Origin of the sequence: Methylophilus sp. QUAN (assembly GCF_015354445.1) — a bacterium.
Taxonomy (GTDB): domain Bacteria; phylum Pseudomonadota; class Gammaproteobacteria; order Burkholderiales; family Methylophilaceae; genus Methylophilus.
The window spans coordinates 1,043,099-1,065,596 of the sequence record NZ_JADKYT010000001.1; the positions used below are offsets into that span (position 1 = coordinate 1,043,099).

Genomic DNA, 22,498 nt, shown 5'->3' on the forward strand with positions numbered 1-22,498 from the left:
GTTACCATAGGGCAACGCTTTTCTCATGCAAAGGGATGGTCTTACGTTGGGTCTTTAACCAGCCATTCCGTCAATCGTAATAATGATGGCGCAATCAGCAGGATGCTGATGAACACAATCGGCCAGGCGACGCTGATACTGGTTAACCATTTCTCAAACAATATGGCTGTTGGTACATGATTAATCAGCAGAATCGACAGTGTCACAATATTGACCGTGACCAGTGACATCAGCAGCGCAAATACCAGCTTGCGTTTTAACGCCACGCGTTTGTCAGTGCTGTTTACCATGGCAATGGCTGGTCTTCATGGAAATAAGCACCGGTCGGGCCTTGCTCATCCAGTGTGGCCAGTCTGACAGAGGTTTTCCAGCTGTCACTGATTTCCATAGGTGCATTGGGACCGCCCAGATCTGTTTTCACCCAGCCTGGATGCGCAGAGTTCACCTTGATGTGGCTATCTTTTAAAGCGTGTGCCAGATGGATGGTAAACATGTTTAACGCAGACTTGGAGGCGTTATAAGCTAGGCCTTTAGCAACTTCAATCGGTGAGTCGGGTGCACTGTGCAAGGTTTGCGAGCCTAGGATGCTAGACAAGTTCACGATGCGCGCGGCAGGGGCGCGTTGCAGTAAAGGAATCAAGGCCTGTGTCAGGGCGACCACCGCAAAAAAGTTTGCTTCGAAAGTTGTTTTCAATGTGTCCTGATCCACATTTAAGGTGTTGTTCTGGCCGATCAGTTCTTCTTTGAGGATGCCCGCATTATTGACCAGGATATCCAGCTTGCCGAAACGTGATTCCAATGCTGCGGCCACGGCTTGTGGGGAGTTCGCCAGTGCTGCGTCATAGTGCAGGTATTCTGCGTCTATTCCCAAGGATTTCAATTCGACCACGGCCTGCTCACCTTTCAGAGCGTCCCTGGCGCCGATAATGACTTTAATGCCTTGTTCCCCCAGTTTCTTGGCGGTTTCAAAGCCAATGCCACGGTTGCCACCTGTAATCAATGCAATGCGTTGTTGTAAAACACTCATGTTTAGCTCCTTGTCAGTGCTGCGTTGTTTATTAAATACCAGTCGGTAAATAAATACTAAAGCATGGCTGATAAAGTTGTCAACATATTTTTTACCAAGTGGTATAATAATTAAAAAAATACCTCAGGTAAATGATGATGACAGCAGACACACTTGCAAAAAAACGCGGCAGGCCAGTGGCCTTTGATTACGAGACTGCCTTGCAGAATGCTATGCATGCTTTTTGGCAACATGGCTATGAAGGCACTTCCATGAGTACATTGATGGCGGCGATGGACATGAATAAGGCCAGTATTTACGCCGCTTATGGCAGTAAAGAGGCTTTATTTAAAAAAGCCCTTGAGCGTTATGTGCAAGGGCCAGCCAGTTTCCTGGCAGCGTCACTGGCGCAGCCAACAGCGGTGGCGGTGGTGCAGTTAATGCTATCGCAGGCGGCACAGATGCTGACAGATCAGTCACATCCTGCTGGTTGCCTGGTGACGCAAGGCGCATTGGCGTGTAGTGAAGAGTCTGCTGACATCAAGACATTATTAGGCGGCTATCGGCAGGCGCTTGAGCTGCAACTGGCACAGCGTTTTACACGTGCTGTCAGCGAACAGGATTTATTGGCGACGACAGGCCCGGTGGTATTAGCCAAGCTGGTGATGACGGTGCATCAAGGGATGGTGGTACAGGCCGTGGGGGGGGCAACACAGGCTGAGTTGTTTAATGTGGCCGCGATGACCACGCAGTTAATTGCACGAGTTTACACGACGACGGGCCAGGTAAAGTAGTTGGCTGCCATCCGGGTACAGATAGCAGCCATGGGGATTAAACCGCGTTACGTACCAGCGTGATGGCCGCGAGTTTAGCGCGGCTGGCTGCGCCGCTGTTAGGGGCCAGGCGCTCAACCAGCGCGGCGCCTTCAAACAAGATGGTCAGTTGCTGGCCCAGGGCTTCTGGGTCTTTAGCGCCGGCATGACGGGCAATCTTGCACAGATAACCTTGCAGCTCGGCAGACAGTACGACGGAATACTGGTTGATCGGATGTTCTGCTTCCGGAAACTCCACCGCTGCAATATGGAAGGGCAGGCCGCGGAATTCCGGCTGGCTGATCCATTGCGCCATCAGTTCACATAACAGTAACAGTAACTCCAGCGATTCTGCTTTCTTGTCGGCCAGTTGTGTATTTAGCCAGGCATAGAATTTATCAGACTTGTCACGCAAATAAGCCGTGATCAGCTGGTTTTTGCTGGGGAAGTGTTTGTACAAAGTCGCCTTGGCTACACCTGCCTCCAGAATGATAGTGTCTACACCAGACGCTTGAATTCCTCTGCTGTCAAACAGGCTGCTGGCTATGTTCAGTATTTTCTCTCGCATGTTCATCGCTTATCCTTTTATCCCGATTTTCAGGGTTCCCGATCTTTCGTGTGTACCTTCTCGCTTATTCCCTAGGTAAGCGGTCGCGTCCCTGTGGCCGCATCAATTCTTGTGGGTACAGGCAACTGACGTACCCCAGTGCTTGCCGTAAAGGTTCTACCTGCTCTGCATCAACCTTGCCTTCTGTGACAAACATGATGAAGGCCTGGCGTTGTGTTTCTGGCAGCATCGCTGCCTGTGGCAACTGGCAACTACCATTTTGCATTTTCTGGTAAGCCAGGTTGAGCAAACTCAGCGTCACCGGATCTACCGTTCCGCCCAGCTGCCTGGCTGGCGCGCTTTCCAACGGTGATAACTCAGGCTGGGCCTGTTTGTGTGTCACTGGCACGACAGCCATCCAGACTACACATAAACTCACCAACAAGCCGAACCATAACGAGCGGTAAAGCGCTGGCGTTGACAACTGGCTATGCACCGACTGGTCAAATAAATGCCAGGCCTGGTTGCTGGCCGTTTGTGACTGCACTTGTACCGCACCCACAGCCAGGAAAAACCACTGGTCGAGCAGGGTGGTGGGCAATTGGGCCACTGACTGCTGTTGCGCAGATTCCAACATCCGACGGATGGTAGAAATATCCTGCATATTCAGTGCCGCTGCCCCGTTTTGCTGCAGACGGAGCATATTCCAGCCCATTAATTCATCACGCAGCCGGTAAAACGGCGCGTGCCTGCCCCATTGTTTTAAGCCGAGCTTCCACAAGCCATGCGTGGCATATGCCTTACACACGCGGCCGTATCGCTGTCTGGTCTGATTCACGATCGCTAATAAATTCACGCCAATAACCCCTAAAAAATCCGCTTGCTTTTATTTCGATGGCTGCAGTAGACTAGATAAAAGTGAACAGACCTGTCTGCATATTAGCGTGGTCACACGCAAAATGCAACTGGTCATCAACACACTCTATTCCAGAAGCTACTTTGGCATCATAGCGCTGGCCGAATTTGTAAACAAGGGATCATCATGACATCTGTCTCTATCGCAACACAATTGGCGGATTGGCGCGACCATGCGCTGACGCTGGAAAACGAAGTGAAAAAGGTCGTGGTTGGCCAGGATAAGGCCATCCGCGCGATTAATATTGCTATCTTCGCCCGCGGCCATGTGCTGCTGGAAGGCGGCGTCGGCGTCGGTAAGACCACCTTGCTGCAATCGATTGCGCGTGGCTTGGGCGGCGCTTACGAGCGTATTGAGGGCACGGTGGATTTAATGCCTAATGACCTGATTTACCACACCTTTTTAGGTGAGGATGGTCGTCCGAAAGTAGAGGAAGGCCCGTTATTGCGTGCCGGTGAACAGTTATCGGTATTTTTCTTTAACGAGATCAACCGTGCACGGCCGCAAGTGCATGCCCTGATGTTGCGTGTGATGGCTGAGCGCCATGTACATGCGTTTAAAAAAGAATACCGCTTGCCGCACATGCTGGTGTTTGCCGACCGCAACCAGGTTGAAAAGAACGAAACCTTTGAAATTCCTTCTGCGGCACGTGACCGCTTTATGATGGAAATCCCGATTGAGATTCCGGAAGACCGTGATTTGCGCAAGGCGTTGATGTTTGACGTCAAGTTCCAACACGCCGAACGCCTGACCCAGCAAGTGCAAGGCGGGGTATTGGCCTATGACCAGCTGAATGCGTTTTCAGATGTATTACAGAGCCATATCCGCGCCAGCGATGTGCTGGAAGACTACGCGCTGGACTTGTGGCAAGCCACCCAAAATCCGGCTAACTTTGGTATCCAGCTGGATAGTGTGGATGTGACCCGCCTGATTCATACCGGTGCCAGCCCGCGCGGTATGGGCATGTTGCTGAAAGCAGCGCGTGTACACGCCTGGCTGATGCAACGCGACAGCCTGTATCCAGAAGATATTCATGCCGTGTTCCACGAGATTATTGCCCACCGCCTGGTATTGAACCCGATGTTTGAGAGCCGCCGTACCCAGCTTTCACGTGAACTCACCAACCAGATCCTGGCGACGGTCAGCGTACCGGCACGGGCCAAAGCAGCATGATTCCAGCCAACGCACAGCCGTTTTTTTACCAGGTGCCATGGCGCTCGGCCAGTGTGCATGCCGGTGAGCATTTAGGCATACAGCGTGGTCCGGGCGATGAGTTCAGCAAGCATGTGTCATTGGTAGATTACCCGGATGCCAGGCGCGTAGATTTGCGGCAAACCTTGCGCGACCCTTATGAGCAGGTGCAGGTGCGCGTATTCAAGCAGGAAGCCTCGACGCCCTTATATGCGATCTGTGATTTATCCAGCTCGATGCAGTTCCAAGGCCAGGAGAGCAAGCTGGCGACGGTGCAAGCCGTCGCCGCTTCGATTGCCTGTTCAGCGCATGACAACAGCGATTTGTTTGGCATGGTGAGTTATGACCACGCCGTGATTCCGCAACTAAGTCTGGCCCCTGGTCATCATGCGCACCAGTCATTTGCCACCATAGGCCAACTGGCCGGGTTTCATAATTCACACAAGGATGGCCAGGGCATTGTGGAAGCGACCGGCTGGCTGGGCCAGCAAAAAGGCTTGGTGTTCTGGATTTCGGACTTTCACTTGCCATTGGCCTTGATCGAACGTGGCCTCAATGGCATGTCCAGCCACCAGGTCATCCCCGTGGTGTTATGGGATCCGCAAGAGTATGAGCGTTTGCCGCGCTTTGGCTTTGGCAATTTGCAAGACCCCGAGACCGGCCTGCAAAAAACCATCTTCTTCCGCCAGGCTGTACGTGCCCAGTTTGCCGAGCAGTTTGAACAGCGTAAACAGGCGCTGGACCAGCTGTTTGCACGCTTTGATATCCGTCCACTGTATGTGGCCGGGCGGTTTGAAGCCAGCTTGCTGTCGGATTATTTTGAACAACTTATTCATTAGAGTGCCATGCTGGTGAAGGTATTGGGATGAAGCAGAAAGTATCGTGATGAAACAGATTTTTTTAGGATGGCTGGCGACCTGCCTGATGACAACGCCCGCTTGGGCCGACACAGACACGCCCACAAAATCATTGCCCATGGTTAAGGTCGTGAGCGTGCATAATCCGACGCAATATGCCGGTATACAGCTGGGGGATGTGTTGCAGCGTCGCATACAGCTTGCCGTTGCCGCGCAAGATCAGCTCAATGACAGCAGCTTGCCGCTGAAAGGTCTGCAACGGAATGGCATCGAGTTGCGCCAATTGCAAATCAGCAGTGCGTCACAGGCGGACAAAAAGATATACACACTGGTATTTGATTACCAGGTATTTGCCAGCAGCGGTAAACCCACCCAATTACAACTACCAGCTGAGCGTATTAGCTTTAACAGTGGTGCCGCGGCAGAGTTACCGGCCTGGCGTTTTTGGCTGATGGCACAATTACCTGACCGTTTGCAACCAGCCAAACCAACTGTGATTGCCCAATATCGCGCTAGTTTGCTGGATACGCAAGCCATAGAGTGCTGGTTGCGTGTCAGTGTCTTGCTGGTGGTGGTTGGCGGCTTGGTATTGCTTTACCGTAATGCCGATTGGACCTGGTTGCCAATGATGAATGGGCACTTTGCCAAGGCTTATCACCGTTTGAAACGTTTGCCTGCAACGGCGGAAGGGCAAAAGCAGGCCGCCTTGATTGTGCAGCATGCGTTTAACCAGCATTATGGCCAGCAGATGCTGGGCAGCCAGGTGAGTGCATTTGTACAGCAGCAACCGGTATTCCAATCGCTGGAAGCGCAGATACAGGCCTTTTTTACACAGGCGAATGCGGTGCTGTATGGTGGGCAACTGCCTGCTGCGGCCGAATACCTGCAGCAGTGCAAAACGCTGACGCGCCAGTTGCGCGATTGTGAACGGAGGGTGTGATGCATTGTTTACACCCGTGGTTTTTGCTGCTGTTACCAGTGGCGGCGGTACCGTTCCTGCTCAAAAGCCGTCATGCGCAAACTTATTCCTGGCTGGCGATGGTGCCTGCGGATACATTTTCTGACCGCATCAATCTGTTGGTAAAGGCGGCCACCAGCCTGTTATTGCTATGCCTGGTGCTGGCCTTGGCCGGGCCGCAAGGCGAGAGCCATCAGGAACAGAAAATCGGCAAGGGCGCGCAAAGCGTGTTCGTGATTGACCGCAGCGTGAGCATGGACCATCCGTTTGCCGGACAGGCCACCGGCGGCCATGCGGCAGAAATCAAGTCGGCTGCGGCCAGGCGCCTGATCACTGCCTTTATTGATTCACGTCCTGACGACATGATGGGTGTGGTCGGTTTCACCAATTCCGCATTGTACGGCATGAAAATCACCACCAACCGCGACGGTATCCATGCGGCGATTCAGGCTGCGACCGGGCCAGCGCTTAACCAGACCAATATTGGGGCGGGCATCACCAACGCGGTGACCCTGTTTGAAAATATTGCCAGCACCGGTTCACGCGCGATTGTGCTGTTGTCGGATGGTGCAGGTAAGTTGAGCCCGCGTGTCAAATACCAGATCCGCAAGCAGTTGGTCGGCAAAAAACTCAATTTGTACTGGATTGTGCTGCGCGAGCCGGATGACATCAGTATTTTTACCCAAAATACTTACGATGATGACCACCTGCCGGAAGCGATCGCTCTGGATCGTTTTTTCCAGTCATTGAATGTGAAGTACAAAGCATTCGAGGCGGATAACGCTACCGCGCTGGAATCTGCATTGCGCGAGATTGATGCCAAAGAAAAAAATGTGATTCAGTACGGCGTCATTATTCCTGGCCACGATTATGCCAAAGACTTGATGATTATCGCTTTCATACTGGGCCTGGGCCTGGTGTTGATTAAACAGATAAAGGTGTATTAATGACTATCTATCGAAAAAATGCCAATTGGTTATGGGCCGTACTGACCTTACTGGGCCTGTGTGGCGTGTTGTATTTTGGCTGGCAGTTGCATCAGTTGCGCGCGCTTAACCAGCAGATTCAAAGCGGTGTTGTGATCAAGCAGGGCGGCACACCTGCCTTGCAAAAGTTCACCGCTGCTTATGATCAAGGCTTGCATGGTGATTACAAGCACGCGGTACAAACCTATGGCCAGGCGCTGGAGTTGTCACCACCTGCCAGTGAGCTACCGCATATCCACTTTAATATCGGCAATAACCTGTTTCTGTCTGGCCTGGTGCGCACGGTGAATGAAGATGGCACCTTTCAGGATGAGGCGCGTTATGCCTTCACCCAGGCCAAAATTGCCTATGAACAGTCACTGCGTTTGCAGCCAGACGACAAAGCGGCCAAGTTCAACCTGGCCTTGCTGCATTCTGTGATGGCGCGCGGTATGCAGGGCGCGAGCAAAGAGCAATCGCATATGGAACTTAGTAACCTGCCGATAGGATTGCCATAATGAAGTACTTTGCCTGGTTAAAACAACATTACGAGCCAGTGTTGTATGGGTTGGCCCTAGTGTTACTGCTGTTGGCGCTGGTCAAGCCTGAAATCCAGCTGCGGCAACAGGTGCAGCACTACTTGCTGGTGGCCGATATTTCGCAAAGCATGAATGCTGAAGATGAAACACTGAAGCAGCAGGCGGTGAGCCGCCTGGCCTATAGCCAGCATTTGATGAAGCAGCTGGTGCATAAAGCCCCTTGCGGCACTTATTTCAGCCTGGGGATTTTTGCCTCGGACAATATTGCCATGCTGCAAACGCCGCTCGAAGTGTGTAAAAACCTGGATGTGATCAGTGACGGCATAGACCACCTGGAATGGCGCATGGCGTGGAAGGGCAATAGCCGCCTGAGTTTTGCCGTGCATGCGGCGACGCATGTGTATGATGCACTCAACCAGCCCGCGCAAATGCTGTTTTTTACCGATGGTGATGAGGCACCACGCGTGAATGTGACGATCAAGCAGGACTTGAGTGGTGTACAGATTGGCGAGTTTTTTACCTTTATTGGCGTCGGCGGCCCGCAAAAGGTGGCGATTCCACGTTATAACTCGGCCAATAAACGGGTAGGAGATTGGCCAGTCAGTGACAATAACAACGCCGGGGCGGTGGGTGTGACGTATGCTGATCCGAGCCAGGATGAACCGGATCCACCGGTGGCCTATGCCGAGTATGACCGCATGCTATCGCAGCTGGAGGAGGATTACCTGAAGTCGCTAGCCGAGGAGTTTAAGGGCAGTTATTTGAAAGGTGCCGATACTGACGCGTTTTACCGCGCCTTGGCAGACAAGCCAGCTACCGCCAGCTTTGTGACGGACTACCCGTTGCGCGCTATTTATCTGCTACTGGCCTTATTGTTGATATTGGCCACTTATCTGCCTGACTTGCGTTTCCGGCGCCAGGCAGCGGCCACTTAAGGGATTAGTCTAATCGTTAGCAGCTACCAACGTTAAGCAGGTGATTTCCGACGGTGAGCCAAAGCGGTTAGGCGGGCCCCAGTAACCGGTGCCACGGCTGACGTAAATCCACAGGTCTTGCAGGCGGTGCAGGCCTGCGACATAAGGTTGTTGTAGCGGTACAAAGTATTTCCATGGCCAGAATTGTCCGCCGTGAGTATGGCCAGACAGTTGCAAATCAAACCCAGCGGCTTCTGCAGCTTCTGCGCTACGTGGCTGGTGCGCCAGTAATATCTTGGGCGCATCTGCGGGCGCACCGGCAATCGCTGCCTGTGGGTCACTGTGATGGTCGTCATAAAAACTGCCTGCGGTATAGTCAGTCACGCCAGCCAATATCAGGGTGGCGCCTTCATGCGACAGTTTTACGTGTTCATTGAGTAACACACGCACACCGAGGCGTTCCAGTTCATTAATCCAGGCCAGTGCGCCTGAGTAATACTCATGGTTACCGGTCACAAAAAAACTGCCATGACGTGCTTCTAGCGCTGCCAACGGGCGCGTATGTTCTGCCAATTCATGCACGCGGCCATCGACCAGATCGCCGGTAATCGCAATCAAGTCTGCTTCTAGCGAGTTCACCTGTTGCACGATGCGGGAAAGATAGCCTTGCTTGATGGTTGGGCCAACATGAATATCGCTGATCTGCACAATCCGGAATCCCTGCAAGCTCGCTGGCAAATCGCGTAGTGGCACGGTGACATTGACCACGCGCGCCAGTTTGCGCGCATTAAAAAAGCCGATAATGCTAATGGCAAAGGCTGCGGTGACTGCCAGTAAGGCTGACTGTTTTTCCAGGACCGTGAAATTGACTTGCATGAGATTGCTTGCATGCAAGCCTGCCATCACCAGCAGTAATACATCACGCAAGACCGTGAATACCAACAGGGACGAGAATAGCCCCATCACGGTCATCGCCACCCAGCTGACGCCATCACGCAAGGACTGGTTGCTGAAGCCACGTGCCAGAAATGCCACGGGTTGTAACAACGCAGAGGCGGCTAATCCAGCCCAGCCCAGCCAGAGAACAACACTTGGCCATGGGAGTTGCCCTAACAGGCGCGAACCAATGTAATAGTGTAAAAGACCTACCAGCGTGGTGGTGACGATCAGAAAGCTGAGTGGCGGCATGCGTATGGATCCAGAGGAGCGTCGAAGGCGAGCTAACTTTTAGATGGCGCCAATGCCAATAGATTCAAGTCCAGCGGCTATTTCGCTAACAATCAGGCTGGTTAGACCATTGATGCTGATAATGCTCAAAGGCACTAATGGCACGCGTAGGCCGCAAGCGGGCATCTTGCAGGCATTTACGGCGCCAGTCATCGAGTTGCTCCATGCCCAGGTTGATATGCTCGGCATGCAGTGATGGGAAGTGGCCATTAAGCAGTTGTGGCAGGTCCTGCAACGCTAGTGTGACCTGGTCACGGTAGTAACCTAGCTTATGTTCAAACTCGTTATCCAGCCTGCAGTAACGGCGCAGCAGGTATTGTGGAATACGTGACAGGCGCAAGGCCTGGTCTGCACTGGCCAGGCGGGAGACTGCTTTATTCACCGTATCGGCTTCGCATTGCAATGATTGTGTCAGCGTCTCTACAATGGTTTTACGGTGTATACGCAGCAGTTTGCCAGGGGTAGGCAGGTCTGGCATATGCAGGTAAGCATCCATGGCCCACTCGGCAGCCGCATGGGTGAGCAGGCTGTGGTGCTGCCATTTGGCCTCAAACGTCGGTACAAAGTGCTGGTGGGCAACCACGTCTGTCAGCAAGTGCAGGTTATAACCGATGCCCAGTGCCAGTTGCCTATCATTTTTAGTGTGTAGCAGTTGTTGGCCCATGCCCCAGCCATGGCTATGGTTAAAGGTGCGTGAGACCACGGCCAGGTCGGGCAGGCAGGCACCTGCCATCACCAGCGTCGGATAGCGCCGCATGACGCCTAACCACGGCAGTGGTAACAGCGGCAAGGCTTGCAGCCATTGATGCGTGTAGGCAACATGGGAGTACAAGCCCCAGGCATGTGCCTCACTTGGCATGGCCAGCAGCAGTAGCAGTAATATCATCAGGGTGCGGAGTGACATGCGCGCACTTTGCGCCTACTACATGACAGTTGAATGAAATCTGTATGACGTTGATATGAAAGCAGTTTTTGTCATAAAAGCATCATGAGCTCTTGTTAAGCTATGTGAGATTTGTTAACTCGGAATCCTGCATGAAAATATTGATGATTTCAGATGTGTATTTCCCGCGCGTGAATGGCGTATCTACCAGCATCCGTACCTTTGCTGAAAGTTTGCGCGAGCAGGGCCATATCGTCCATCTGATTGCACCGCAGTATCCTGTCCAGCCGGGCCAGCCACTGTCGGCAGACGAGGCCTGGATTACCCGCATAGACGCCCGCAAAATCGTGTTTGACCCAGAAGACTATTTAATGAAATGGTCGGCCTTGGTGACTTACATCAACAGCCTGCATCCGGGCGACTATGACCTGGTGCATATCCATACGCCTTTTATTGCGCATTATGCCGGGCTCAAGATTGGCAAGCGCTTGCAAGTGCCCGTGGTGGAAACCTACCACACCTTTTTTGAAGACTATATGCATCATTATTTGCCGTGGGTGCCACGCAAATGGGCAGTGCGCATTGCGCAATCGGTGTCACGCAAGCAATGCCAGCAGGTGGATACCGTGGTATCTCCTTCAGCACAGATGCGCGAGGTCTTGCAGCAATACGGTGTTACCACGCCTATCACAGTCATCCCGACCGGGCTGGATGCTTCACGCTTTATCCCTGGTGATGGTGCGGCGTTCAGGGAGAAGTATGGTATCCCGGCACAACGTCCTTTATTGATGTTTGTTGGCCGCGTGGCTTATGAAAAAAACATACAGTTCTTGCTCGAAATGCTATCGCTGGTGATTCAGGATCATCCTGAAGTATTGCTGGTGATTACTGGTGAAGGCCCGGCCGAGGCGATGTTGAAAAAAATGGCGCGTGATAACGGCTTGCAGTCGCACGTGATGTTCCTCGGTTACCTGGACAGGGCGGTTGGATTAAACGCAGCTTATCAGGCGGCAGATATTTTTGTGTTTGCCTCCAAGAGCGAAACGCAAGGCCTGGTCTTATTGGAAGCCATGGCGCAGTCGACGCCGGTGGTGGCGATTGCCGAATTGGGCACCGCGTCCATTTTACGCCAGGAGCAGGGTGCCTTAATTGCGAAAGACGATGAGTTGCACTTTGCCGAGCAAGTACAAACCTTGCTCATAGACCATCAATTGCGTGAGCGCGTTGGTAAGCAAGGCAAACGTTATGTGGAGCAAGTATGGTCCAGCGATGCACAGGCGAACAAACTGCTTGAGTGCTATGAGCGCCTGATGCTGACGCATATGCCTATGGCCGCGTCTGCCGCGGCCTAAGTGTAGCGACCTCATTAAAATCCTGATTTTGTGCCGGGAGGCTTGACGGTCAACCGGCTGCCCGCCAAGATATGGGCAGACTTGTATTGATGCAAGCGCAACCCTATCAGGAGAAATTAACCATGTTTACCCCAGACACCTGCTGCACGCTGGTTCCTTATTTTGAAGTGCCTGCCGAGAACCTGGCTGCATTTAAGGCGCTAGGTGCGCAGTTTTTAGACAAGACCCGCAACGAAACCGACTGTATGCACTATGCATTCTCATTCAGCGGCAATATTGCGCATTGCCGTGAAGGTTATGCCAGTGCAGCTGGCATTCTTGCGCATCTGGAAAACGTGGCTGAGCCACTGGGGGAAGCGCTCAAACTGGCGAAGTTGATTCGCCTGGAAGTGCACGCACCGGCGGCAGAAGTGGAAAATTTTCCAAACAACATACACAGTTCGTCAATTTTGCACTGATAAACCGCTTCAATAGTGAGTCTAGTTGGGGATGATCAATAAATGTACCACTTCATGGTCACAACAGATACAGCGGCTTGGCAAAATGGCTGCGAAGAGTATTCCAAAAGTCGCTTTCTTGAATATACAACTGATGACATTGCATCAAAATTTCAGGCACTAAATTCCTCCACGATTGAAGAGTTAAAATCCTATCCTTGCTTATGTACCTACGAGGGGGAGTGGGAGCTCTGGGTCGCCAAGATAACAAGCATAGAGGTAGATAAGTTAAGAATACGAGTTTTTGTTGAAATTGACCAAACAATTGATTCAATTCCTTTCGCCAGTTTTAAGTCGCAACAAAAGCGTTTTGGAGTTAGCGAGTGGGAGTTCTTCAGAACTCACTGGGCAATTAAAGAGGGTGATTTATTTGAAAAACTTCATTTCTCGGGTTTGAGTCCTCAAGCCACAGCTTCTCCAGCTATACCTCCGACGCCAATACATCAAGCTGTTTCCGATGTTGAAACAATACCAACAATTAGCTCAGTAACTGAATATATCCAAACAGTTATGGGGATGAAGGAGAGCTTCGATCGTGAGTGCTTTTATCGTGGCCAGCCCGATGAAACATATCTGCTAAAACCTGGTATTTTTCGCACAGATCGAAAAACTGGTATACCTCTCTATCGTGATTATGAACATGATATGTTTCGGGAGATTTTAATTTCTAATTCATTCGAGTTTAGAGAGGACAGTTCAACGCTCGATCGTCTTGTGAGAATGCAGCATCATTCCCTTCCAACGAGGTTGTTAGATATAACAATCAATCCTTTGATTGCCCTGTACTTTGCAGTCTGGACCGAGCTCACTGAAAAACGAAATGTGTCTGGACAGGTGGTACTCTTTTTCCCAAGCACTGAAAAAGTTAAATATTTTGATTCAGATACGGCGAGCTGTATCGCTAATCTTGCTTTAATGAGTGCTAGTGAGCGGGATCAAATTAAATTTGATTTAAAAGAAATTAACCAGGACTATGTTCCTGGTGAGAATAAAGAAAGCGATTTGGCGCTCTTTAATGACCAAGAGCAAATTAAACGACTTTTGCATTACATAGGTAGTGAAAAGCCTTTCTTCAAGCCTAGAATTAGATCTGAAGATTTACGCTCAGTTATATGTGTGAAAAGTAAGCGTAGTAATGAGCGTATTTCTTCTCAATCAGGGGCGTTCCTACTCTTCGGGCACGATGTTGTGTTAAACGAGGATGGTACAGATGAGATCAAAGTGAAGCGTATACGAGTTCAAGATAAAGATAGAATTTTACGTGAGTTGGAGCAGTTAAATATCACGGAAAGTACTGTCTTTCCATCTATAGTCAATGCTGCGAACGATATAGCAAGAAAATACCGACGTAAAAGTGAAGAGTCACAAAGGGTTGAGCCACCAGTAGCCCCAAACTAGATATGTGGTCTTATTAATCTGGTGCAATGAATTCACATGTTAATTCATTGCACCAGGTTGTCGCATTCAGTTGTAGCAGTCTTTATTTAGAAAGATAAGGAATGGTGCCTGCAACATCAGTATCATCTATCAATTGAAAACGACTTTCGGTGCCATCTTGTCTAGCTTTGGAGTAGGGGGCGTATTCAGGATCATTGGCAAACGCTATTGCTGCATTTTTATCAGGAAACTGGATCAAAGCAATCAGCGTATTTCCCAATGGTTTACCTTCAAGCACGTCCACATTGGCGCTACGACTTAAATATCTTCCACCATGTTTTTCAGCAATAAGGTGAACATGTTTCGCATACTCAGGTATCCATTTATCATCTTTAACTAATACATCTGCAATCAAATACGCTGCCATTTTTCACTCCTTGAGTTTATTAAAAATATCAGTTCAAGTTCTAAGATTTTATCGATTAAAGTCGAGTGGTGATCATTATTACCCTGGATGACCTAATGTTCAAGAAAAGAGGCGCTGTTGAAAATTCGATGTTTGAGTAATTAAACGAACTACACGCCTAACACCATCTTCTACTTTTTGAGTCCGTCGGAAACTCACAGCTTTCAATTTTCTAAATAACAAATTTGAATAAAATTGATATTCCCAGGCACAGCATAATTGCTCCTGAAAAACTCCCAACCCTTTTAGCAACCTTAGGCCTTGCCGATAAGAAATATCTCGATCCAACAGCTACGAGTGTATAAACAACTGTGCAACTGGCAATGTGGATTGAAGCTAGTACGATGATTTGAGTTGAAATTTCCCAGTTGGACTCTGTAGAGGTCCAGGGAAGCAAGAATGCCATAAAGAACAACAGCGCCTTTGGATTAAATCCACTCACCAGAAAGCCTTTGGTAAACCATCTCATCGAGCTTTCTGTTGCAATAGGCGAGCCTGATGCATATGGCACTGGTGGGTTCCTTAGGGTTGTAACTCCCAGCCATGCAAGATAGCCCCCCCCTCCAATTGTCAGTAAGCTCATCAGCTGAGTGTTTTGCGAAACCATTAGGCCTATCCCTGTAGCAATAATCCCAGTTAGTACAACGTATCCTGTAAGAAGACCAACTACTGCTGGGATTATCCCTTTACCTCTAATACCTGCGGAAATTGCATAAGCCCAGTCAGCACCAGGCGTGAAAACAAACACTAGCGAGAATGCCCAAAATGAAAACAATGTGGTGAACGACATAAGTACCTAAGTTATTTGTGTAGTGAAAGGCCTTTGATCGCTTTATCGACTAATTTCTTGGGTCCTCTCAAAGCTAACCCGACAAGATTCAAATTGTATGGATCTTCTTTTCTAAAGACTTGGCGGTTGCTCTCATCATTGCTGGTGGTAAACATGGAGTGAACGTAGGGAAGCATTTTAATTTCTAGTTCCAAACCTTTTAGGTGAGCGGATTGAAGCTCATCTAAACCACCTTCAAAGATAAGCATGGGTTGGCCGGACATATTGCCGTAGGCATGCCCACTTGCATTTATGTAAAGCTCTCCCAAAACTTCAGGAGCAAGTGACGGGATTCCTGTGGCGAGGAAGGCAACTACGTTTAGGCGCTGCCACATGGCAAGATCATTTCTGACAATGATCGCTACTTTGGTATCAAACATTTGGGTCCAATGAACATTGAAAACCCGATTATTTCAATTTTGTTTAGGCTAGTCTGTAAGATTTGTGCATTGCTTTTGATAGCTGGCTGGAGTCATGCGATATGCCCTGCGAAACCAAAGTCCCATATGGCTTTGATCTGCGAAACCAACTTCCATGGCGACTTGTACAGGAGAGAGTCCGAAGGCAAGCAGTGTTCTAGCTTTACGCAATCTCAGTCTGACTAAATAAGCGTGAGGGGATTGGCCAAATGCATTTTTGAACTGTCGGGTAAGTCTAAATCTGTCAATGCCAGTATGATCAGCTACTTCTTCCAATCCAAAATCCTCTGCCATATGAGCATGAATATATTCCCTAGCTCTTTGGACCACTGCACGGGCATCGGATTTGATTGAAAGAGGCTTATGAAGATGTTTGGATAATTGAAACACCAATTGATCGAGACTTTGATCTCGGGCTAACTTTCCTTCATTGTGGTGGATGGATGTGAACGCATTCTGTATGGCGTAATGAAGAATTTGATCATCTGCTAAAGTATTTTTAAAAGCAGCTCCAATTGAGGATACATCTCCAAATCCAAGGCTCTGAGTCATTCCAGACATCCATGATTGAGGAATGTATAGCATTGCATAAGTAAACCCCTCTGGTTCCGGTGCATGACCATCATGCAAGGCACCAGGCTCAATCAGCATGGTTCTTCCTGGAGTGCTGGTGTGTATGGCACGCCCGCAATTAAATCTTTGAACACCAGTCTGTGTAAAGCCAACTAAAATCTCATCATGATCATGGGGGTCATACGCATGGCCTTTGAAATGGGCATGCACTGACTCAATGCCTGTCTCAGCATCTCGCTTGATTCTTACCCAGTCTTGATCGGCCAATTCGTTGTTCATAAAAGTAAATTCAGAAATTAATTCCTGCAATATTTAAGCTCTTTATTTCTTAAACATCAAATCCAATATTCTTTTGTTTTTAATACATCCTTCATCAGTCATCGCTCTTGAGGATACTAAGTATTTTTGAGTTTGCTCAACAATTAGTGGATTATGAACCATTGAAAGTTTCACAAATATTTCCTCGTCAAACTCATCTGAATCGGTATGCATTATGAGTAGCTTATTGGGTGAAAGGGCAATTGAAATGACATGAATAGGATATGTTTCAGACTGACCACCATTGATCACTACAGGGCAGTCACCAGTAAGAAAGTGATCTTCACCGCCTGTTAAATGTGTAATAGTCCAACGTAGATTAAAAAAATATTCCAAGGTTTTATGATCGCAAATTGAGTGGACCATTCCAGTCAGCACACTGTTCCTGGCAAGTGCAGGGATGTCGATATAGCTCATAGGAGGTGGTTGTCCGTACGGTGAACTATTCAATAGATTGCTCATAGATTGAATTAACTCTTCGGTATGAGCGTTTGCTTTTTCAAGAACTTCATTTATTCGAACGGGCCCTCGTTCTAGAAGGGAGTTTATAAACATAGACCATATTGTTCGTTCATCAGAATTTAAAGAGGCAACACCGGATTCAACCAATTTTTTATGAATTAAACTAGCGTCATTATCCAGTCGTTTAAAAAAATTATCCTCAATATGATTCGAAGGTAAAGTTGGAAATGGGTGTTTTTCCGGTGAGCTTGTGTATAGTCCACGCAAATACGAAACTGAATATGGAGATTTTTTCCCAATGAACACCTTACCAAACTCATCTTTTGTATGGAGTAGCAACAAGTCTTCATTCTTTACACACCAATGGGCCAAATAAAACTTTGGAACATAATGGTGACGTTGCAGTTTCTCACTCATGCGCTGACCTTTTACCAGTACAATCTTTAAAGAACAGATATTTCACCATAGGCTCAATTCACAACTAGCAACTCATCCCAGTCACCTGTGTAATTTGGGCTCTTAAAGTTACGCTGCATTGTCCAATCATTGGTTTCTTTAGCACCTTCTGATGCGAGCCAGATCGTCCCCCTGGAGTATTTATTATTGATCTTGTCCATGACATTCATTAGCGATTCTGACTTCTTATCTCGCTCAGTATATCCAAACAAATCAGTTTGTTGACCACCGGCAGCAACGGTATCCAATAGCATGCCCCCGGCTTTCTGGTAATAAACTCCAGACGTATCCTCAATCAACACAGCCCAATCTGGGTTGTAGGAGTCCAAAGGAGTAGCAACCTTAAACCACCCTGGTAGCTGGCTTTGTCATTTTTACCCTGCTTTTGGTCGCTCGACGACTTCCCAATGGTCCGATTGCTTGTGCCGTAGAAACGGATCCATCTTGTCCGAAGTCACAAGTTCGACCCATAGACGGAATTTGGTGCCCAGCGGCTCGGCGCTACGCATTGCTCTTGAGCACTGGACCCGCATAGAAGGGTTGTAGACCTGACCCGGAATTGGTCTAACTCGATATACTGCGTTTGACCGTTCGCCGGGATTCAGGAACGTCTCAACAATGATATGCATATTCTGAAAATCCTAACGACGTTACTAATGCGCATGCACCTTCGGACTAGACGCTCAACGTTGGAAGACGGTCCCGCTTGACCGAAGGGTTAGAGCGCACTTGACTTCGGCGTGGTGAGTAGGCTCACAAAGTACCCAAAGCTCTCATTCTAGAATATATGTTATTGAAAAATAGGATTAAATCCAATTCTGACAAGATATGTTGTTTGGTAAACGAAAAGCTCAAAGCGCCTTTAGCCGCATTGAGCCCACTGTTCTTTGTATTAGAAGCAGGCATCCGCCGCCAGTAAGTATGGCTGCATAGCAATAAAAAAACGCCACATAGTGTGGCGTTTTTTATTCGAGCTTTTACATTAACCAAACTTGCCGGTAATGTAATCTTCGGTTTCTTTACGGCCCGGATTGGTGAAGATTTTGTCGGTATCGTCATACTCGATCAACTCACCCAGGTACATATACGCGGTGTAGTCGGATACGCGCGCTGCCTGTTGCATATTGTGCGTTACCACCAAGATCGTCAGCTTGCTGCGTAACTCGACCATCAGCTCTTCAATGTTAGCGGTCGCAATCGGGTCTAGGGCTGAAGTGGGCTCGTCAAACAGCATGATTTCCGGGTCAGTGGCCAAGGCGCGGGCAATACACAAACGTTGTTGCTGGCCGCCGGACAGGTTAAATGCCAGGTCGTGTAAGCGGTCTTTGACTTCGTTCCACAACGCCGCACCTTTAAGTGCTTCTTCTACCTTGTCGTCCATGATGCGCTTGTTGTTTTCACCACGTACGCGCAGGCCATAAGCCACGTTTTCGTAGATGGACTTTGGAAACGGGTTAGGTTTCTGGAACACCATGCTGATACGCATGCGTACTTCAATCGGGTCTACACCTGAATCCAGCACATTGGTGTTGTCCGGGTGCATCACAATCTCGCCCTGGTATTTATTGCCAGGATATAAATCGTGCATACGGTTAAAACAGCGCAGGAAGGTAGATTTTCCGCAACCGGATGGGCCAATCAGCGCCGTGATTTTGTTTTCATACAAAGGCATGGAGATGCCTTTGAGTGCGCGTGCGCCGTTGCTATAAAAAAAGTTTAAATCGCGTGCTTCGGCTTTTATTGCAGTTGTGACAGTGGCCATGGAGTTTCCTAAATCTTATGTGGCATTACCATTTAATATTTTTACGAATTTTGTAGCGCAACCAGATGGCTGCACCGTTCATTAACAGCGTGACAACGATAATCAGTGCACCGGTGGCAGCCGCATTGACATGGAATGCATGATCAGGACGCGACAACCAGTTAAACATTTGAATCGGCATCACAGTAAAGCCTGAAGACAGCCATTCAAAGTTGAGAAATGGTGGTTCAGTTGTGATCGGGCTTGGTGGCAAAAAGGCGATAAACGTCAGTGCACCAATGGTAATAATCGGCGCAGTTTCACCCAGGGCGCGTGCCATGCCGATAATGATACCGGTCAGGATGCCGCCGTAAGAGTATTTGAACACGTGATCGTAAACGACTTGCCATTTGGTTGCACCGACGCCATAAGCGGCTTCGCGGATAGACACCGGGATGGCGCGGATGGCCTCACGGGTCGAGACAATGACAATCGGCAGAATGAGCAGGCCCAAGGTTAAACCGGCGGTCAGAATGCTTTGGCCGAAGTCCAGCATGTAGACAAACAAGCCCAGTGCCAGCAAGCCGTAAATAATGGATGGCACGCCAGCCAGGTTAGACACGTTGATTTCAATCAGGTCGGTAAACCAGTTTTTTGGTGCGTATTCTTCCAGGTATAAGCCGGCCGCGACACCAATTGGTACGGCGGTCAAAAACGTGACAGACATTACTAGTAAAGAACCTACCCAGGCAGACAGTAGACCGGCGCGGCCAGCACGGCGCGAAGGAAATTCAGTTAAAAAATCCAGGTTGAATTTTGGATGTCCATCAGCGATCAATTGCCAGAACAGCAACATCAGTGTCATTAAACCCAGCATCAGGCAAATCAGACCCAGGGTGGCAAACAGTGTGTCATTGCGCTTGTGGCGTTTAATCATGGCGCGGACATCGGCCAGATTTTCGAGGACAGAAGCTTTATGTTCCATGGTGTGTTATTTCCGCATTGGCCAGTAGTCTGGCTACTGGCAGTGTATGGTGGTTATATGTCAGTAATGAGACAGTTTATTAGTAGCTTTCGCGGTATTTTTTGCGTACCCAGTGACCAAAAATATTGAATGACAGTGTCATCGCCATCAATACCAAGCCTGCAGCAAAAATACTTTGGTAACCAATGCTGCCATGCGGCAAATCACCCATGGCGACTTGTACGATATACGCAGTAATAGTCGCTGCACTATCCAGTGGGTTAAAGGTCAGGTTAGGTTGCTGACCAGCGGCAATTGCCACCACCATGGTTTCGCCCACTGCACGAGAAATCGCCAGGATATAAGCAGCCACAATGCCGGAAATCGCTGCTGGTGTGACCACTTTAATGGCTGTCTGGAAGCGCGTCGCACCCATGGCGTAAGAGCCTTCACGCATACTCATCGGTACGGCGCGCATGGCATCTTCAGACATGGAAGCAATGTACGGAATAATCATGATGCCCATCACAATACCGGCACCCAGCATGTTGAAGCTCGGCAGGTCAGGGTAGATGCTTTGCAGCAAAGGTGTGACAAAAAACAGGGCGAAATAGCCAAACACCACAGTAGGTACACCGACCAGGAGTTCCAGGATAGGCTTGATGATTTCGCGCGTTTTGTGTGAAGCGAATTCAGACAGAAAAATGGCTGAAATGGTACCAATTGGCACGGCAACTGCCAGTGCAATAGCCGAGGTGGTCAAGGTGCCGGATACCAGCGGCATAATGCCGTAGTGCGCATCTTCAAATAAGGGCGTCCATTGCGTGTCTGTAAAAAACTCGATGACGGACACTGTTTTGAAAAAACTCAGCGATTCGTACAGCAACACGCCGACAATGGCAAATGTGGTGGCGACAGCGACCAGGGCTGCCATCATCAGGATCAGTTCAATAATCCGCTCTTTGACATTGCGGCGGATATTTTTCGCCAGTCTGGGGCTGATGGTCAGTTGCACGGGAGCTTGCATTGCTTGGGTCGCCATAGTGTGTTGATCTTTTACTAATGATCAAGAGTATTGATCTGCCAGGGAAGAATTTTAGCGGATAATCCGCAGTTCAGGCCGAGTCATCACTAAAAAAGGGGCATTGCAGCCCCTTTTTTATGATTACTTGATGCGGGATAACAAGTCAGTAATCTTGATGCCGACTTCTGAGGTCCCGTTAAAGCCAGTGCCTGGTTTCATCGCCTTGAAGTGTTCTTTCACGGCAGTGTAATCTGCTTTTGGCAGTGGCACATATTTCACTTCTTTCACCAGTTCTGGCGCATTTTCCAGATAGTAGTTCACGAAAGCTTTGATCTCTGGTTTGAATGCTGCAGAAGTAGCATTCACGTAAATGAACAGCGGGCGTGACAGTGGTTGATAGGTACCATCCATCACAGTCGCTTCGGATGGCAACACCGGTTTACCACCTTCTTTAGCCACTACAGGGACCGCTTTCAGCTTGTCCGTGTTTTCCAGGTAGTAAGCCAGGCCGAAGTAGGCCATGCCGCCTGCGTTACCGGCTACGCCTTGTACCAATACGTTGTCATCTTCTGATGGTGTGTAGTCTGTGCGGCTGGATTTTGCTTTGCCGTTAACTGCTTCGGTGAAGTAGTCAAAAGTACCAGAAGCGGTGCCTGGACCGTACAAGTTAATTGGCTTGTCTGGGTAAGTCGCATTCACTTCTTTCCAGCTTTTCACTTTGGAGCCTGGCTCCCAGATTTTTTTCAGTTCTGCGACGGTGATTTGTTTCACCCAGTCGTTTTTACCGTTCACGACTACGGTCAATGCATCGTAAGCGATAGGCAGTTCAATAAACTGTACGCCGCCTTCTTTACACGCATCGATTTCTTTTTGTGAAATAGGGCGGGAAGCATCCGAAATATCAGTTTCGCCACGGCAGAACTTCTTAAAGCCGCCGCCAGTACCGGATTCGCCGACAGTGACCTTCACGCCTTTAGCGCGTTGGAATTCTTCAGCCACGGCCTCGGTAATCGGGTAAACCGTGCTGGAACCATCAATCTTGATGATTTTGTCCGCAGCCGCTGCTGAGTGCGCGAAGCTAAATGCCTGAACGATCAGACCGGCCATTAAAGTATTGCGGAACAAACGGGTTTTCATCTATACACTCCTGTGTTTGGTGTTGTCTGTTGTGATGCACGAAATCATAAAAACTTAATATGACAGAA

At 49.2% G+C, this 22,498-nt stretch carries 26 protein-coding genes and 1 pseudogene; 10 read left to right on the top strand and 17 right to left on the bottom strand.

Going from position 1 to position 22,498, the window contains the following annotated elements; genetic code table 11:
* Positions 1-41 precede the first annotated feature (41 nt).
* A complete protein-coding gene (locus tag INP79_RS05140; protein WP_194753192.1) occupies positions 42-290 on the bottom strand; it encodes a DUF2798 domain-containing protein in 249 nt (82 codons plus the stop codon).
* Positions 284-1,027 (bottom strand): SDR family oxidoreductase, encoded by a 744-nt coding sequence (locus tag INP79_RS05145; RefSeq protein WP_194753193.1) that lies wholly within the window; start codon positions 1,025-1,027, stop codon positions 284-286. The genes INP79_RS05140 and INP79_RS05145 overlap by 7 nt, the downstream gene beginning before the upstream one ends.
* A 137-nt stretch (positions 1,028-1,164) precedes the next feature.
* Here INP79_RS05145 and INP79_RS05150 point away from each other — a divergent pair, with 137 nt between their 5' ends.
* Complete coding sequence (locus INP79_RS05150) at positions 1,165-1,800, top strand: TetR/AcrR family transcriptional regulator (protein WP_194753194.1); 636 nt, start codon at positions 1,165-1,167, stop codon at positions 1,798-1,800.
* A 37-nt stretch (positions 1,801-1,837) separates the two neighbouring features.
* On the opposite strand, the gene INP79_RS05155 is transcribed toward INP79_RS05150, so the two are convergent.
* Together INP79_RS05155 and INP79_RS05160 are read right to left on the bottom strand one after the other, a co-directional pair.
* On the bottom strand, positions 1,838-2,392 hold the full coding sequence (locus INP79_RS05155) for a TetR/AcrR family transcriptional regulator (protein ID WP_194753195.1): 555 nt from the start codon (positions 2,390-2,392) through the stop codon (positions 1,838-1,840).
* Between the two features lie 58 nt (positions 2,393-2,450).
* A complete protein-coding gene (locus INP79_RS05160) occupies positions 2,451-3,221 on the bottom strand; it encodes a hypothetical protein (RefSeq protein ID WP_194753196.1) in 771 nt (256 codons plus the stop codon).
* Positions 3,222-3,407: 186 nt separating this feature from the next.
* On the opposite strand from INP79_RS05160, the gene INP79_RS05165 reads away from it, so the two are divergent.
* Genes INP79_RS05165 through INP79_RS05190 form a run of 6 tightly spaced genes read left to right on the top strand, consistent with a single transcriptional unit; the run spans position 3,408 to position 8,726 of the window.
* Positions 3,408-4,454: a MoxR family ATPase gene (locus tag INP79_RS05165; RefSeq protein ID WP_194753197.1), complete on the top strand. Its 1,047-nt coding sequence runs from the start codon at positions 3,408-3,410 to the stop codon at positions 4,452-4,454.
* A complete protein-coding gene (locus INP79_RS05170) occupies positions 4,451-5,311 on the top strand; it encodes a DUF58 domain-containing protein (RefSeq protein WP_194753198.1) in 861 nt (286 codons plus the stop codon). Before INP79_RS05165 ends, INP79_RS05170 begins: the two co-directional genes overlap by 4 nt.
* 46 nt (positions 5,312-5,357) lie before the next feature.
* Positions 5,358-6,269, top strand: coding sequence for a hypothetical protein (locus tag INP79_RS05175; RefSeq protein ID WP_194753872.1), 912 nt, complete (start codon positions 5,358-5,360; stop codon positions 6,267-6,269).
* A complete protein-coding gene (locus tag INP79_RS05180; protein WP_194753199.1) occupies positions 6,269-7,234 on the top strand; it encodes a VWA domain-containing protein in 966 nt (321 codons plus the stop codon). The genes INP79_RS05175 and INP79_RS05180 overlap by 1 nt, the downstream gene beginning before the upstream one ends.
* On the top strand, positions 7,234-7,770 hold the full coding sequence (locus INP79_RS05185) for a hypothetical protein (RefSeq protein ID WP_194753200.1): 537 nt from the start codon (positions 7,234-7,236) through the stop codon (positions 7,768-7,770). Before INP79_RS05180 ends, INP79_RS05185 begins: the two co-directional genes overlap by 1 nt.
* A complete protein-coding gene (locus INP79_RS05190) occupies positions 7,770-8,726 on the top strand; it encodes a vWA domain-containing protein (RefSeq protein ID WP_194753201.1) in 957 nt (318 codons plus the stop codon). Before INP79_RS05185 ends, INP79_RS05190 begins: the two co-directional genes overlap by 1 nt.
* A gap of 9 nt (positions 8,727-8,735) precedes the next feature.
* Here INP79_RS05190 and INP79_RS05195 read toward each other — a convergent pair whose 3' ends face one another.
* Both INP79_RS05195 and INP79_RS05200 read right to left on the bottom strand, forming a co-directional pair.
* Complete coding sequence (locus INP79_RS05195) at positions 8,736-9,893, bottom strand: metallophosphoesterase (RefSeq protein WP_194753202.1); 1,158 nt, start codon at positions 9,891-9,893, stop codon at positions 8,736-8,738.
* A gap of 85 nt (positions 9,894-9,978) precedes the next feature.
* Complete coding sequence (locus INP79_RS05200; RefSeq protein ID WP_194753203.1) at positions 9,979-10,836, bottom strand: zinc dependent phospholipase C family protein; 858 nt, start codon at positions 10,834-10,836, stop codon at positions 9,979-9,981.
* Between the two features lie 131 nt (positions 10,837-10,967).
* Here INP79_RS05200 and INP79_RS05205 point away from each other — a divergent pair, with 131 nt between their 5' ends.
* The 3 genes from INP79_RS05205 (at position 10,968) to INP79_RS05215 (ending at position 14,062) form a co-directional block, all read left to right on the top strand.
* Positions 10,968-12,167: a glycosyltransferase gene (locus INP79_RS05205; protein WP_194753204.1), complete on the top strand. Its 1,200-nt coding sequence runs from the start codon at positions 10,968-10,970 to the stop codon at positions 12,165-12,167.
* 122 nt (positions 12,168-12,289) lie between these two features.
* Positions 12,290-12,625 (top strand): putative quinol monooxygenase, encoded by a 336-nt coding sequence (locus INP79_RS05210; protein WP_194753205.1) that lies wholly within the window; start codon positions 12,290-12,292, stop codon positions 12,623-12,625.
* Positions 12,626-12,679: 54 nt separating this feature from the next.
* Positions 12,680-14,062 carry an FRG domain-containing protein gene (locus tag INP79_RS05215; protein WP_194753206.1) on the top strand — a complete coding sequence of 461 codons (1,383 nt, stop codon included), beginning with the start codon at positions 12,680-12,682 and terminating at the stop codon, positions 14,060-14,062.
* Positions 14,063-14,144: 82 nt separating this feature from the next.
* Here the strand turns inward: INP79_RS05215 and INP79_RS05220 are convergent, their stop codons facing one another.
* The 11 genes and pseudogenes from INP79_RS05220 to INP79_RS05265 form a co-directional block, all read right to left on the bottom strand.
* Positions 14,145-14,468, bottom strand: a complete 324-nt coding sequence (locus tag INP79_RS05220; protein ID WP_194753207.1) for a DUF1330 domain-containing protein — start codon at positions 14,466-14,468, stop codon at positions 14,145-14,147.
* A 211-nt stretch (positions 14,469-14,679) separates the two neighbouring features.
* Positions 14,680-15,297: a LysE family translocator gene (locus tag INP79_RS05225; RefSeq protein WP_194753208.1), complete on the bottom strand. Its 618-nt coding sequence runs from the start codon at positions 15,295-15,297 to the stop codon at positions 14,680-14,682.
* 11 nt (positions 15,298-15,308) lie between these two features.
* Positions 15,309-15,716: a DUF2000 domain-containing protein gene (locus INP79_RS05230; protein WP_194753209.1), complete on the bottom strand. Its 408-nt coding sequence runs from the start codon at positions 15,714-15,716 to the stop codon at positions 15,309-15,311.
* Between the two features lie 48 nt (positions 15,717-15,764).
* Complete coding sequence (locus INP79_RS05235; RefSeq protein WP_228519721.1) at positions 15,765-16,637, bottom strand: AraC family transcriptional regulator; 873 nt, start codon at positions 16,635-16,637, stop codon at positions 15,765-15,767.
* A gap of 12 nt (positions 16,638-16,649) precedes the next feature.
* Entirely contained in the window at positions 16,650-17,525 is an 876-nt protein-coding gene (locus INP79_RS05240) for a DUF4238 domain-containing protein (protein WP_194753210.1), read from the bottom strand.
* 53 nt (positions 17,526-17,578) lie between these two features.
* Positions 17,579-17,818: a DUF4113 domain-containing protein gene (locus INP79_RS15535; RefSeq protein WP_194753876.1), complete on the bottom strand. Its 240-nt coding sequence runs from the start codon at positions 17,816-17,818 to the stop codon at positions 17,579-17,581.
* A gap of 36 nt (positions 17,819-17,854) precedes the next feature.
* Positions 17,855-17,914: pseudogene (locus INP79_RS15540) on the bottom strand (hypothetical protein); the annotation flags it as partial.
* Between the two features lie 632 nt (positions 17,915-18,546).
* Positions 18,547-19,326 (bottom strand): phosphate ABC transporter ATP-binding protein PstB, encoded by a 780-nt coding sequence (gene pstB, locus INP79_RS05250; protein ID WP_019881850.1) that lies wholly within the window; start codon positions 19,324-19,326, stop codon positions 18,547-18,549.
* A gap of 25 nt (positions 19,327-19,351) precedes the next feature.
* Positions 19,352-20,290, bottom strand: coding sequence for a phosphate ABC transporter permease PstA (gene pstA / locus INP79_RS05255; RefSeq protein WP_019881851.1), 939 nt, complete (start codon positions 20,288-20,290; stop codon positions 19,352-19,354).
* A 79-nt stretch (positions 20,291-20,369) separates the two neighbouring features.
* A complete protein-coding gene (gene pstC, locus INP79_RS05260) occupies positions 20,370-21,296 on the bottom strand; it encodes a phosphate ABC transporter permease subunit PstC (protein WP_019881852.1) in 927 nt (308 codons plus the stop codon).
* Between the two features lie 138 nt (positions 21,297-21,434).
* Positions 21,435-22,430 (bottom strand): PstS family phosphate ABC transporter substrate-binding protein, encoded by a 996-nt coding sequence (locus tag INP79_RS05265; protein ID WP_194753211.1) that lies wholly within the window; start codon positions 22,428-22,430, stop codon positions 21,435-21,437.
* Positions 22,431-22,498 lie beyond the last annotated feature (68 nt).

Bases quoted from the DNA above. Each gene is read 5' to 3' on its own strand.
- INP79_RS05140 (WP_194753192.1), bottom strand. From the start codon at position 290: ATGGTAAACAGCACTGACAAACGCGTGGCGTTAAAACGCAAGCTGGTA.
- INP79_RS05145 (WP_194753193.1), bottom strand. From the start codon at position 1,027: ATGAGTGTTTTACAACAACGCATTGCATTGATTACAGGTGGCAACCGT.
- INP79_RS05150 (WP_194753194.1), top strand. From the start codon at position 1,165: ATGACAGCAGACACACTTGCAAAAAAACGCGGCAGGCCAGTGGCCTTT.
- INP79_RS05155 (WP_194753195.1), bottom strand. From the start codon at position 2,392: ATGAACATGCGAGAGAAAATACTGAACATAGCCAGCAGCCTGTTTGAC.
- INP79_RS05165 (WP_194753197.1), top strand. From the start codon at position 3,408: ATGACATCTGTCTCTATCGCAACACAATTGGCGGATTGGCGCGACCAT.
- INP79_RS05170 (WP_194753198.1), top strand. From the start codon at position 4,451: ATGATTCCAGCCAACGCACAGCCGTTTTTTTACCAGGTGCCATGGCGC.
- INP79_RS05175 (WP_194753872.1), top strand. From the start codon at position 5,358: ATGAAACAGATTTTTTTAGGATGGCTGGCGACCTGCCTGATGACAACG.
- INP79_RS05180 (WP_194753199.1), top strand. From the start codon at position 6,269: ATGCATTGTTTACACCCGTGGTTTTTGCTGCTGTTACCAGTGGCGGCG.
- INP79_RS05185 (WP_194753200.1), top strand. From the start codon at position 7,234: ATGACTATCTATCGAAAAAATGCCAATTGGTTATGGGCCGTACTGACC.
- INP79_RS05190 (WP_194753201.1), top strand. From the start codon at position 7,770: ATGAAGTACTTTGCCTGGTTAAAACAACATTACGAGCCAGTGTTGTAT.
- INP79_RS05195 (WP_194753202.1), bottom strand. From the start codon at position 9,893: ATGCCGCCACTCAGCTTTCTGATCGTCACCACCACGCTGGTAGGTCTT.
- INP79_RS05200 (WP_194753203.1), bottom strand. From the start codon at position 10,836: ATGTCACTCCGCACCCTGATGATATTACTGCTACTGCTGCTGGCCATG.
- INP79_RS05205 (WP_194753204.1), top strand. From the start codon at position 10,968: ATGAAAATATTGATGATTTCAGATGTGTATTTCCCGCGCGTGAATGGC.
- INP79_RS05210 (WP_194753205.1), top strand. From the start codon at position 12,290: ATGTTTACCCCAGACACCTGCTGCACGCTGGTTCCTTATTTTGAAGTG.
- INP79_RS05215 (WP_194753206.1), top strand. From the start codon at position 12,680: ATGGTCACAACAGATACAGCGGCTTGGCAAAATGGCTGCGAAGAGTAT.
- INP79_RS05220 (WP_194753207.1), bottom strand. From the start codon at position 14,468: ATGGCAGCGTATTTGATTGCAGATGTATTAGTTAAAGATGATAAATGG.
- INP79_RS05225 (WP_194753208.1), bottom strand. From the start codon at position 15,297: ATGTCGTTCACCACATTGTTTTCATTTTGGGCATTCTCGCTAGTGTTT.
- INP79_RS05230 (WP_194753209.1), bottom strand. From the start codon at position 15,716: ATGTTTGATACCAAAGTAGCGATCATTGTCAGAAATGATCTTGCCATG.
- INP79_RS05240 (WP_194753210.1), bottom strand. From the start codon at position 17,525: ATGAGTGAGAAACTGCAACGTCACCATTATGTTCCAAAGTTTTATTTG.
- INP79_RS15535 (WP_194753876.1), bottom strand. From the start codon at position 17,818: ATGCTATTGGATACCGTTGCTGCCGGTGGTCAACAAACTGATTTGTTT.
- pstB (WP_019881850.1), bottom strand. From the start codon at position 19,326: ATGGCCACTGTCACAACTGCAATAAAAGCCGAAGCACGCGATTTAAAC.
- pstA (WP_019881851.1), bottom strand. From the start codon at position 20,290: ATGGAACATAAAGCTTCTGTCCTCGAAAATCTGGCCGATGTCCGCGCC.
- pstC (WP_019881852.1), bottom strand. From the start codon at position 21,296: ATGCAAGCTCCCGTGCAACTGACCATCAGCCCCAGACTGGCGAAAAAT.
- INP79_RS05265 (WP_194753211.1), bottom strand. From the start codon at position 22,430: ATGAAAACCCGTTTGTTCCGCAATACTTTAATGGCCGGTCTGATCGTT.